Annotated in this window: 7 protein-coding genes; 5 read left to right on the top strand and 2 right to left on the bottom strand. The window is 57.3% G+C overall.

Annotation, left to right across the window (positions count from 1 at the left end):
- The first annotated feature begins 32 nt into the window (after positions 1 to 32).
- Together LB462_RS24655 and LB462_RS24650 are read left to right on the top strand one after the other, a co-directional pair.
- A complete protein-coding gene (locus LB462_RS24655; protein WP_224513480.1) occupies positions 33 to 449 on the top strand; it encodes a hypothetical protein in 417 nt (138 codons plus the stop codon).
- A gap of 131 nt (positions 450 to 580) precedes the next feature.
- Positions 581 to 1003 carry a hypothetical protein gene (locus LB462_RS24650; protein WP_224513478.1) on the top strand — a complete coding sequence of 141 codons (423 nt, stop codon included), beginning with the start codon at positions 581 to 583 and terminating at the stop codon, positions 1001 to 1003.
- 8 nt (positions 1004 to 1011) lie between these two features.
- Here the strand turns inward: LB462_RS24650 and LB462_RS24645 are convergent, their stop codons facing one another.
- Together LB462_RS24645 and LB462_RS24640 are read right to left on the bottom strand one after the other, a co-directional pair.
- Entirely contained in the window at positions 1012 to 1527 is a 516-nt protein-coding gene (locus LB462_RS24645) for a hypothetical protein (RefSeq protein WP_224513477.1), read from the bottom strand.
- A gap of 102 nt (positions 1528 to 1629) precedes the next feature.
- A complete protein-coding gene (locus tag LB462_RS24640; RefSeq protein ID WP_224513475.1) occupies positions 1630 to 1965 on the bottom strand; it encodes a hypothetical protein in 336 nt (111 codons plus the stop codon).
- Between the two features lie 456 nt (positions 1966 to 2421).
- On the opposite strand from LB462_RS24640, the gene LB462_RS24635 reads away from it, so the two are divergent.
- The 3 genes from LB462_RS24635 to LB462_RS24625 all read left to right on the top strand — a co-directional run.
- Positions 2422 to 2637 carry a hypothetical protein gene (locus tag LB462_RS24635; protein ID WP_224513473.1) on the top strand — a complete coding sequence of 72 codons (216 nt, stop codon included), beginning with the start codon at positions 2422 to 2424 and terminating at the stop codon, positions 2635 to 2637.
- Positions 2638 to 3543: 906 nt separating this feature from the next.
- Entirely contained in the window at positions 3544 to 3741 is a 198-nt protein-coding gene (locus LB462_RS24630) for a hypothetical protein (RefSeq protein ID WP_224513471.1), read from the top strand.
- Between the two features lie 941 nt (positions 3742 to 4682).
- Positions 4683 to 13250 (top strand): peroxidase family protein (locus LB462_RS24625; RefSeq protein ID WP_304610455.1); only part of this gene is annotated, 8568 nt, incomplete at its 3' end.

Here is a 13250-nt window from a genome sequence, read left to right as displayed (position 1 = left end):
GGTAGGTTCATGCTGACATCGAGGTGAAACTAGTGACTCAAGACAATACAGCAGGGGAGATCGACCCGCTCGAAGGCAGCCCTGAACTCAAGGCAGATTTGAGCAGGAGTCTGGAATTCATCGCAGCTTTACAAAACGACCACATGATGTGGACGGCCTACAATCTGCTCATACAGAATAAATGGGTCAGGCCTGGTGGTACTGTAGCGCACCACATCGGCACGAATGGTTCCGTTGGGGAGTTTATCGCCAAGCTGCGTGGCAAAGGCGAAACGTGCCTGTCTATCCAATGCTACGGAGATGATGGCCCTCCTTTCGAGCAAAGTGAAAAATGGGAGCATGTCAGTATGCTTGGAGAACTGTTCTCGCAACTCGGCTGGGTTTCTGATCCAAACCAGGAGCGACAGGTTTTAATCCGGTTTGATGGCCCATTGGGCACAAGAGGGTAGCCTGGCTTGTTTAACCTATTTTCTGGTTGCAATTGTTAAATCCGGTCGCAACGTCGGACCGATAACCTAAGCCCTAATTTCGACATGGCGGGAGATAAAAAATCCAGCGGGGATCAATTGGGGAATCACGCATGTTGAAGAACGTTTTGGTCGCGCTGCCACTCATCGCGTGGTTTTCGTCTATAGCCTGTGCCGACCCAGCCACCGTGCCAAAACCGTACTCGGTGAAAATCTGGATCGGGAAACCGGATCAATCCCACCTTGAGGGAACAGCGCAATGCGATGCAAGTCAGGATTGCAGCGTTGAAATCGGTCCGAACTTCACCGCCACCATTCGGCGCGGACATCGGCGATACCTCGTAAACCTATATGGCACCGAGGTCGGCACTTACAAGCATGATTGCTGCGATATCGTCAGTGCAGGCGAGTCTCATTGGTGGTACATCTACAAACACATGGAAAGCTCCAAGCTTTGCAGAACGCGACCGAAAAATCTGGTCGCATATCCATGCGATGAATACGGCAAGATATACATCAAGTTCGAGGACTTCTGACCCAGCGGTTAGATATGACACCATACGGATGAGCAACGAACGATCACCTCTTGCCATTGGTAGATCCACAGCACGGCTTGCGCGACGCCAATCGAAATTGCGACGGTCAAAAGCATCTGCCTGACAGTGAGAGACTTCCAGATAATCAATCTGAGGAGGAGCAGGCAGCTTGCTATCCCTGCAGGGAACATCAGAAAGGGCACGTAGGAACCGAACTCTGCCTCCGCTCTGTTCTTGTCGGAGCAGCAGAGAAGGTACTTATGATCCTCGGAAAGACCCAAGATAACCTCCGTCACCGCGATATAGAAACTCCAGACAACCGAGACAGGGCCAAGCAAAAAGCCCACGATTGCCACGACCAGGAATACTGCGAATAGGAAGAGAAACGATTTGAGGCCACTCAGAAAAATGAGCGTTGTCAAGGAGAGCACCACAGGCGGTACCAAGATGCCGAACAGCGCTATCCACACCCAAGTCCGTGCTCGCTTTTTTACTTGTTTGGCGAGATCGACTTCTGCACTCACGCGAAATTCCTGTTAATCAAACAAATGCTGAAGTAGCAAGGTTAAAGTCGTGCCGGCGCACCAATTGCACGCTCGCCAGCTGCCATCGCGTCGCTATCGTTGTTACTTGCATCCATTGCTCTTACTGGCAGATTCGATGGCGTTCACCTTGCCCTTGGAAACGGCAACTTGCCCTTCTTTGTCGCCACCAAAGGTGCTGGATGCCGGAACGCCAATAAGGAACACGCCAACGGCGTCGCCCGTAGCAGCCTGGTTCTGTTGTTTGGAAAGGCTGGCCAGTGTCGTGCGCTCTTTCACCAGTTCTTGAGCCAATCCTGCGCAGCCGAGATTTGTGTAAGCAGCCATCGGAATATCGACTGGTACGATTGCATCCGGACGCTTTGCACAGCCGACCAACCCAACGGTCAGGATGACCGCGGCACATATGTTCAATTTCATGAAATTTGCCCCCAATGCGCCGCCCCCGGCGCGTGGCCGTAAATGAGGCCGAATTCAATGAACTGTCAATAGATCGCAGAGTCCAGATCGCAGCGTTGCGCAGGCTCACTACCAACTGAATCGGCATGGGAACAGGCGTTGCGGATACCTTTGCAGCTAAACGTACTGCGGCGTTTCCCACCAAGCTGCATCGAGATTGCCGTCCATGCCCAGTAGCGCATCCATGATATCGTCAGTCTCTGGGTCGTTGGCACCAGGTAACCTTGCTCGTGCGGCTGGTGTCGCTTTGCTCTTATAGGCGAGATGAGCAACTCAACAAAATCAATGGCGATGCTTTGCCATTAAACATGATATTTTGCCTTTAAAATCGAGATTCTCGCCGGTGAAAGTGAGATAGGGTTCACAGGGGCGTGCGGCTGGCTTATGGATACCGAAGGGGACCACGCCGGGGGGCGATTGGTCCAGAAGCGTCCGCTGCTCAAAGTGGCGTTGTTTGCCACTGGTATCGATAACTTCGCCAGAGTCGCCTTGCTCCGGCCTTATCAAAAGGACGACCGCTTGCTTGTAACCGTCGACCGGATCGGTCGCCAGATTGAGAACCGACGTTGCGCCTCGACATCAAATCCATCGAACGAACCTGATCATCATCTCACATTTAAGGGCAAAGAATGACGTGTTTCGACGCCAAACGCGACAAATCTCGGAATTAAAGGCAAAGTGACAGCGGCCATAGCGGCCACTGAACCGACGCCATCAAATGACCGAGATGGGGCCGATCGCAGACGGTCCGCTTCTAGAATACTCAACGCGGAAGCGGACATTTTAGTATTCCGCGCTAAGGGCTCCATCGGTCAAATCGCCTTACCTCCAATGATCGAGCCGTGGCGATCGACGATGAAATCGACGTCGGGCGTCATCGTCCAGGGATGCCGCTGTGCGCGGCTGACTTTTGGCTCGACCGACGGCATGCATGGGGCAGCCACCCCGGGATGCCATTCTCTTCTATCAGATCAGCTGCCGTTCCTCGACGTCAGGACGCCATCCCTCGGCGTAGCGTCCTCTCTGCTATCGAATGGATGGGATCGTAAAACGGCACTTAGGGGCTGTAATCGTTTGGGGAAAGCTGCGTCTGCCACAGCTCTCTCCAAATCCAAGCGCCATGGGGTCAGGAAGCCAAGTTCTCGTATGTAAGCACGAAGGGTTCAATCGCGTTGCGCTCGATCTCAACTCCAACCCGGGGCCACGCCGTATGGGCGAGTTGTGGCGGAAAGGGATGGTGATGAAACTTTTTGACCACGGCAAGCGCGATGCGAAGGAGATCGTGACGGCGGTCCATCAAGAGACACATGTTTCTGAGATCGGCGCCGAGCGGGGAAGCAAGCTCAATTAGTGCAATTGATGGCTCGCGTTGGCTCAGTCTGCCCGGAGGGCGAAGACCGCTAGTACAATTCCGACGCAGATCACGATCACAGCAATGGCAATAAGGATTGGATGCTCCATCATGGGCATCGTTATCCGAAAACGGGTAAGAAGTCCACGCGAAGTCTGCTATGTTTCCATCCAAGGGAGGAACGAACGATGAGCCAAAATGCAGAATTATTGGCAGAGATCGGCAGACGGGCAGAACGGGCCAAGGCTGCTCATCTCAATATCCGCCATATGTCGAAAGAAGCGGAGGACATTCACACGCAGTTCCCACACCGCTGTGAGGAGTATATCAAGGCGAAGCTCGAAGAAGCGTTGCGAAAGAACGGAATGGGCTGGAATCCCGAGTAAAAGCACTTTTCCGCTGTTCGCCGGATCAATGTGGGCGTCGGGCCTTCACTTCGAGAGTGGTCCGCCAGTGCTTGGCGGGGAGTGCTCAAGTCTGCAACTACAGCCTGCCGGCCCACGTACGCGAATGCATTCTTGTTTCTGTTGAGGGCCGGCGTAGACACCAAATCGGTCATGGCCAGAAGCAGCCTTCATGAGGGTGATGCACTCATAGGCGCTCTTATCCCCTTCCAACCACTTGTGATAGAAGACCATTCAGGCCACCAGTGCATCTTCCCAGTGCACGTTGTCGCAGCTTCCCACGGTCGCGAAGAACGGCTTTCCTCGCGACGCTCCTCCACACATTGAAAAGTTGCTATGCCCCTGCCGGACAGGGTTTAATGAATCGGTTTCAAAATCTCAGGAAGTTCGATCCAAGTAATCACAGTGCCATCGGTCAAGCATATTTCTTATCATTTCCGTGCATACTCAGATACATAACTAATCTATCATTCCCATTCGGCTGTGTTCACTGCGAGAGCTGGCGGATAGACCGGAATCGGTTCGCCCTTTTGCCACTGGATGATGACCAGCTCGGAATCAACAAGACGGACCTCCAGGATAAACAAGCCGGTCCGAATTACATCTCCCACCTTACGCTGGTCCAGGTTTCCGCCGCTCAGAGCGCCGCATTGACTCACTAGCTCGTGCCTTTAGTCCTAATCCTCTTGGGACCTAAGTATTGCCAAACTCGCAGGACCTTCCGAACTATCAAGTTAGCCTTCTCCTCGACATCATCCGACCATCGAAACTCGTGGCTAGGTCATTTTGAGAATTCCCAAGCGAACAGCAGGGGCGGTCAAAAAGAACCAGATCATGGGACCACGCAATAAGCGTCCGCATAAGCGGCGCGGTCAGAATGAGCCGTATGGCGATTCTATTGGGGTTAAAGGGAGAATATCAAAATGGTTAACTATATCCGTTCGGATCTGGACTTTATTCTGGAGCAGATCAAGATTGCCGAGAAGCACGCCGCATATGTTGCCAATCCCAACGATCCGAACGCGGCGCCGCTTTTCGGTGTGGGCGCTGCCGGCCAGGTTGGGTCCGTTCCCGCCTATACACTGAGCCTAGGCTTGCGGACCGTCGACGGTTCTTACAATAACCTGTTGCCTGGACAAGAAACGTGGGGCTCTGCAGACCTGCCGTTCCCCGAATTGCTGAATCCTGCATATCGCAATGCCGATGGCACCCTGTTCGATCCCGATGGTCCCGGGCCGGCTCCGGCGATGCCGACGTCCCCCAACTACAATCCGTCGAACGACCCCAATTCGCTGGTGTTCGACTCCAGTCTGCGCACGATCTCGAACCTGATCGTTGATCAGACGCTCGGCAACCCCGCGGCTATCATCAAGGGTTTGCAGGTGGGCGGCCTCGTCGCCGCGGACCTTGCCAATGTGGCTCTCGTGCAGAATATTTACGCCGTCTACAAGCCTTTTGCTGATGCGGAATACCAGGCGCGCGTTGTCATGCAGAACGCAAAATCGGCTGCAAATGCCCTTAGCGACGGACTTGACAGCACGCCCCCAACGCCCGCCGAGCAGGCAGCTCTCGATGCGCTGGCGACCGCTACGGCCGCGCACGATGTCACTGTGACCGATCTTGAAGCAGCCAGCGTCGTTCGCGATGCCGCACTTGAGCCGTTCGGCATCGCCATGGATGGCGACAACGTCCAGATCACCAATGTCTCGCCCGACGTCGGCCTGTCGGCACCGTTCAATTCCTGGTTCACCCTGTTCGGCCAGTTCTTCGATCACGGCCTTGATCTTGTAAACAAAGGCGGCAGTGGCACCGTGTTCATTCCGCTACAGCCCGATGACCCACTGTATGTTGAGGGCAGCCACACCAATTTCATGGTGCTGACGCGCGCTACGGTGGGCCCTGGTGCTGATGGCATTATGGGAACGGCCGACGACACGCGTCCAGTCAACACCACGACGCCTTTCGTCGATCAGAACCAGACATATACCTCGCACGCCTCGCATCAGGTTTTCTTGCGTCAATATGCGATGGGTGCGGATGGCAAGCCGCACGCTACCGGTAACCTCATTGAAGGTGGTGGCGCGCAGCCGGGCGGTATGGCGACTTGGGCTGATGTCAAGGAACAAGCCAAGATGCTTGGCATCCTCCTGACCGACCAGGATGTTGGCGCCGTGCCTCTGCTGCGCACCGACGCCTATGGCAACTTCATCCCGAATGCCGCGGGCTTTGCGCAAGTCATTACCGGCGTCGGGGCCGATGGCATTCCCAATACTGCAGACGACATCGTTATCTCAGGCACGCCCGCCGCGCCGGTGGCGCTTACGAGTGCAATTCGCATCAATGCGGCATTCCTGGCCGATATCGCCCATGACGCGGTTCCGAACGGCATTGCCGACGGCGACATCGAAATCGGCCTTCTGAACCCCGGCAACAACCCGGCCGTCTATGATAACGAATTGCTCGATGCGCACTTCATTGCCGGCGACGGCCGCGTTAACGAAAACATCGGCCTGACCGCCGTACATCACATTTTCCATTCCGAGCATAACCGGCTGGCCCAGCATACCAAGGAAGTGGTGCTGGCCAGCAAGGACATGGCCTTCATCAATGAGTGGCTCGACGTTGACCTGACGCAGACGCAGGTCGATGCCATCCCGACGGACCCGATTGCTCTTGCAGCTTATGCCGACACCCTGACCTGGGATGGCGAACGCTTGTTCCAAGCCGCCAAGTTCGGCACGGAAATGCAATATCAGCATACCGTGTTCGAGGATTTTGCCCGCAAGATTCAACCCAATATCGATTTTTTCGTAGTGCCTGACGGCTATCACGCCGACATCAACCCTGCGATCGTCGCCGAGTTCGCTCACGTGGTTTACCGCTTCGGCCATTCCATGCTGACCGAGCAGATCGACAGGCTCGACGCCTCGTTCACCAATGATCAGATCAGCCTTATTCAGGGCTTCCTCAATCCGATCGAGTTCGACTCAGGCCACACCATCGCCGATGGCATTGCTGCGGGCGACATCATCCGCGGCATGACGCGCCAGGTCGGCAACGAGATCGACGAGTTCGTCACCAGTGCGCTGCGCAACAACCTGCTCGGACTGCCGCTCGACCTGGCAACCATCAATCTGGCGCGTGGCCGGGATACCGGCGTGCCCTCGCTGAACGCCGCTCGCCGCGAGTTCTTCGAGGCAAGTTCGCAAGCGCCTGAACTCAAGCCCTACGATAGTTGGGTGGAGTTTGCCGGTAACCTCAAGAATGAAGCCTCCGTCATCAACTTCATGGCGGCTTATGGCCTCCATTCTTCCATCACCAGCGAAACGACGATCGAAGGCAAGCGCGATGCTGCCATGCTGCTGATCTTCGGCGACATGGATATCGACGGCGATGGCATTATCGACCTTGCGCCCGCTGACCGCCAGGATTTCCTCAACGGCACCGGCGCCTGGGCCAATGTCAACGGCATCACCACAACCGGCCTTGACAATATCGACCTGTGGATTGGTGGTCTCGCAGAAAAGATCCTGCCGTTTGGCGGCATGCTCGGCTCTACCTTCAACTTCGTGTTCGAAGTTCAGCTCGAGCAACTTCAGGACGGCGACCGGTTCTATTACCTGCAGCGTCTTGACGGCCTCCATCTGCTGTCTGAAATGGAAAACAACACTTTCGCCAAGATCATCAGCCTCAATGCCGACGCGGGTCACCTACCCTCGGACGTGTTCTCGACCCCCGGCCTGATCCTGGAAGTGGACCGGACCAAGCAATGGAACCCCGGCCTCGGCGAAACCGCCGGCGCGGACGGCATCCTGCTCGATGACCCGACGACCACGGATGTCGATGAATCTGCCGACAATCTCGGTAACGATCCGACTGGGGGCAGCATTCTGACCCCGCTGGTGATCCGCAACAATCCCGCCACCCCGGGCGCTGACAACAATTACCTGAAATATACCGGCGCTGAACACGTCCTGCTGGGCGGCACCGATGGGGATGATATCCTGATCGGCAGCGAGGGGGACGACACGCTTTATGCCGACGGTGGCAATGACCGGCTCGAAGGGGGCTCCGGTAATGACTCCTACTTCGGCGGCGACGGCGACGACATCATCACCGATCTGTTCGGTGACGACATCATCCGCTCTGGCGCGGGTCACGATGCGATCAATGCCGGCGCCGGCGTCGATCTGATCGTCGGTGACGCGGGCCAGGACTTCATCGTCTTGGGCGCCGACTTGCTCGACGAAGCCTTTGGCGGCGTCGGCAATGACTTCGTGCTCGGCAGCAAAACCACCGAGCAGACGTTGGGCGGCGAAGGCGATGACTGGATCGAGGTGGGAGCGTGGACCGGCGCGGTCGGCGACGATTTCGACGACCAGTTCCAGGCCGACGCGGTCAAGGGGCATGACGTGTTCCATGGCGACGGCGGCTTTGACGAGTTCATCGGCGAAGGCGGCGACGATATCTGGTTCGGCAGTCTCGGCCGTGGCAAGTTCGACGGCATGTCCGGCTATGACTGGACTACTTATGCCGACATGAACTTCCCTGTGGACGTCGATCTCGCCCGGCAGATCCTGCCCGGCGTACCGGTGCTTCCAGCCAACGTGGCGCTGGATACCTTTACCCAGGTGGAAGGTGCCTCGGGCTCCAAATTCGCCGACGTGATCCGCGGCACCGACGTGACCGCTGCAGATGTGCCGACCGAAGGCTTCCGTGGCAGTGCACTCGACGCCGAGGGCCTCGCCCTGATCGGCGGCCTTCAGCAACTGCTGGTGGGTGCGGGCGCGACTTCGTTCGATGCCCAGGGTAGCTTCGTCGGCGGTAATATCTTGCTCGGCGGCGACGGCAGCGACCTCATCGAAGGCCGCGGAGGCGATGACATCATCGATGGCGACAAATGGCTGCGGGTGCGCATCGCTGTGATGTCCACCTTCGACGCCAATGGTCCGACCGGCAACACGGTGCTTAGTTACCATGACTCAATGAAGACGCTGGTTTCGCAGGTTATGGCCGGAACTATCAATCCCGGCCAGCTCAAGATCGTCCGCGATATCACCATGGACGGGGCGGATACGGCCAACGATGTCGATACCGCGCTCTATTCAGACGTGCGGGCCAGCTACAGCTTCTCGGCCAATGCCGACGGCACGCTGGTGGTTTCCCATACCGGGGGCACGGCGCTGGATGGCACCGACATGCTGCGCAATATCGAACGGTTGCAGTTCAGCGATGGCACCGCAATCAACATAATTGTGGGCACGCCTTACAACGACAATGGGTTGGCGCCGCAAGGCACACCCCCGCTCAACCAGCCCGCGCTGAACGGCACGGCCGGAGACGACCTGATCGTGGGCCTGGCCGGCTCCGACGTCCTCAACGGCAACGCTGGTAACGACATACTTGTCGGCGGCGCCGACGGCACGACATCGACATCGACATCGACATCGGGAACATACGCCGACAACTTCAACACCAACAACTTCGGTAATTCCACCGGATCCATCAACTGGGGACCCGATTGGGTTGAAACCGGCGACAGTGGTGGCGTTACTACGGGCCAGATCCGCATCGACGACGGCAACAACACTCTCCGCATCGTGGGCGGCGCTGCTTCCGACGGTGCAACCATCACTCGCGCCATCGACCTCGCCAACGCGGCTACTGCAACCATCACGTTCTCTGCCAATCCGGACAGTCTTGAGGCCGGCGAGTCTGTTCTCGCCCAATTCACGACAAACGGGACCACTTGGGTGACGATGGCCACAATCACTGGCAACGGCGCGAACCAAAATTATACGTACAATGCTACGGGTCCTTTCCCCAATGCATCGATCCGCTTTGTTGCGAGCTCAATGAATGAAGCCAACGACATAGTCAACGTAGATGATCTCATCATCAACCGCACGGTCGTGACCGTCACCACCACTCCCGCCGGGGACACTCTCAACGGCGGATTGGGTAACGACACCTATTCGTTCAACCTGGGCGACGGCAACGACACCATCAACGAAGCGGCGAACGCGACCAGTGGCGGTACGGCGGATCGAATTTCGATCCTAGCGCCGACCACCGGCATCGATCCAGTGACCTTGTTGCCGATTATGACGTTGACGTCGCTCAACGCCAATGACAGCAACACCGCGACCGCCACAGGCGACCTGGTGATCAATTACGGACTGGCTGCGGGCAATTCCCAGACGATCACGGTGGCCGGCCATTTCACTGGAGGCAATGCCGAGACGGGCGTCGAACGCATCAACTTCAACGGCGCTACCTATGCGGGCTATTTGCTCGGAGCCGACGACTACTTCATAAGCCGGTCTGATCCGGCCAACCGGGATAGCGGCGGCGTCAATATGTCGACGAACCTGGTGACGAATGCCCAGGCCAACTTCGTTGTTGGCGAGCAGGGGGTCAACGATGTCATAACCGGCGGCGGTCTCAACGACCTGATCTTCGGCGGTACCGGCAACGACGATCTCGTTGGGGGACTTGGCGATGACTTGTTGGTTGGCGGGGCGGGCAACGATGAGCTCGACTCTCGACTTAACGCCGCCGGCGACGATTTCGAGGGCGCGCTCGGTGCCGACACCATGATTGGTGGCGCCGGCAACGACACCTACGGCGTCGACGACGATCTCGATGTCGTGGTGGAAGTGGCTGGCGAGGGGACCGATGAGGTTCAAACCTTCCTTGCTGCACTGTCCATCGAGAACATGGCCAACGTTGAAAACCTCACTTACATGGGCGTCGATGCCGACCAGTTCGTCGGTACCGGCAATGCGGGAAACAACATCATTGCCGGCGGCCAGTTGGCCGACACGCTGAGTGGCCTTGCCGGCAACGACACGCTTAACGGCGGTGACGACAACGACACGCTGGACGGTGGCCTAGGCACTGACACCCTCAATGGTGGTGCAGGCGCTGACGTCATGGCAGGCGGCGCCGACAACGACACCTACGTTGTTGACGACATCGGCGACGTTGTCACCGAACTCGCCGCCGGCGGCACTGACACAGTCTCTTCCTCGGTTACTTACACCCTTGGCGCCGAAGTCGAGAACCTTACTCTTACCGGTGCGGGCGCGATCAACGGCACCGGCAACGCGCTCGCCAACACGATCCTCGGCAATGACGGGGCAAACCAGCTATTCGGCGGTGGCGGCAACGACACGATTACCGGCGACGACGGCAATGACCTGATCGATGCAGGCGCTGGCGACGATAACATCGTCGGCACTGCCAACGACGACAACGACACAATCATCGGCGGCGTCGGCAACGACAATATCAATGTCGTGGGCGGCAACGATGTCCTTGTCTACAACGCCTCCGGCTTTGGCGCTGACATTATTACCAACTTCGATGCCACCGGTGGAACCTCAGCAACCCAAGATCTTATTGACCTAAGTGCGCTCGGCATAACCTCGGCGAACCTGGCCACTCGAGTTATAGAAAGTACAGTGGGCGGCAATACCATTCTGACAGTGCGCGATGCGGCGCTGGCGACCATTGGTACAATCCAGATCAATGGTATCAGCAATGCCAACATCGATGCCACAGACTACATCTTGGCGACCACTGTAGTGCCGCCAACTGTTGGTGGAGCAACGGCTGGAAATAATACCATAAACGGCACAGCCGCCGCCAACACCATCGATGGCCTTGGGGGCAACGACACTCTCAATGGCCTTGGCGGAAACGATATCATCAACGGTGGTGAGGGCGCGGATGTCCTCAACGGCGGCGATGGCAACGACACGCTCAGTGGTGGAACAAATATTGCCAACGGCACCTACGCAGATACTTTCAGCGCCGTGGCTTATACAAACAACAACGGTACTCTCAACTTTGGGGGCAACTGGACGGAGACGGGCGACAACAACTCAGCGACTACCGGCGATATCCTCATCACCAACAATCAACTGAGGTTTACCGGAACGATCGACACCAACGATTTCATCCAGCGCTCGATCAATCTTGCAGGAGCCACGGCACCGACCCTTTCTTTCAACTACCAGGGTGCCGCCAATGGTGAGACCGTCGCTGTCGAAGCATTGAATGGAGGCACTTGGCAGTCTCTCGGAAACCTGGGGGGTGCAACCAGCGGCGCATTCGTGGCCGCACTCGATCCTGCTCACTCGGCCATAAGATTCCGTACCACGAGCGGTTTTGATGCCGGCGAGACGTTCAATATCGACAACGTTACCATAACTTTGGGTGCCAACAGCGGCGTCGACACCATCAACGGCGATGCCGGCGACGACACGATCATCTGGAACGCCAATGCGGCGGCTCCGACTGATGGCCGTGACATCGTCAATGGTGGCACCGAAGGCGCACTTGGCGATACGTTCGTCATGACCGGCAATGCTTCGGCCGAGACGTTCCGGATCTATACCCGGGCGGCTTTCCTCGCGGTGGTCGGCAACGGAGCGGTTCCGCTGGCGGCGGCAACAGAGATCGTCGTTACTCGCAACGGTACCAATGCGGCGGCCATCATCGCTGAATTGGCGGAGATCGAGGAAATCCGCGTCAATGGCGCCGATCCTTCTGGGAACGGAGCGGCCGGCGGGGATAACTTCGAGATCATCGGTGACTTCTCGGGTACCAGCCTGCGGCTCAACACCATCACCATCGATGGTGATGCAGGAGACGACAACATCGATATCAGGTCACTCAGCTCGGCTCACCGCATTGTCTTCAAGTCCAATGGCGGCAATGACACCATCATCGGAACCCTGCGTCCGCAGGATGTGGTCGAGCTGCCAAATGGGGCCACCATTGCTGACTACGAAGTGACAATCGAAGACGGTGTCACGACCATGACCAGCGGTGAGCACACCATCAAATTCACGGCTCCTGATGGTATGCCACAGATCGGCGACGATCCGCTGGAGGATGACGAGGACGATGAAGAAGAAACTGAACTTCCCGGCGGCAGTGACGACGAGGATGATGAGGACGATGACGACGACAGTGACGATCATCACAATGGCGGCGGAGGTTCTTGCGACGACGATGATGACGATGCTCCGGCACCGGGATCAAACTCGAACGCAACTGGCGCACCGGTTATCGGTACGGCCAATGCCGATGTCCTGCTCGGAACTGTCAATGGCGAGAACATAATTGCATTCGGCGGCAATGACACGATTGTTGGCGGCGGCGGCGCAGATGTCATCCGCGGCGATGAAGGCGACGACTTCATCAGTGCACAGGACGGGGATGACATGGCTTTCGGCGGTGCTGGCAGCGACGATATCCTCGGCGGTGCTGGCAACGACATGCTCTACGGCGATGCTGGATCAGACCGCATCTTCGGCGATGCCGGCAATGACCTGATCGATGCCGGTACCGGCAACGACATCGCGCATGGCGGCGAAGGCAACGACATGTTCGTCGCCGGGTCCGGCGATGGCGACGACACCTACTACGGTGACGCCGGCAGTGATACGCTCGACATGGCTGCAATAACAGCCAACCTT

It is taken from the genome of Phyllobacterium chamaecytisi (assembly GCF_020164455.1).
In the GTDB taxonomy this organism is placed as follows: domain Bacteria; phylum Pseudomonadota; class Alphaproteobacteria; order Rhizobiales; family Rhizobiaceae; genus Phyllobacterium; species Phyllobacterium chamaecytisi.
This window is presented reverse-complemented; position numbering and strand designations above follow the sequence as displayed.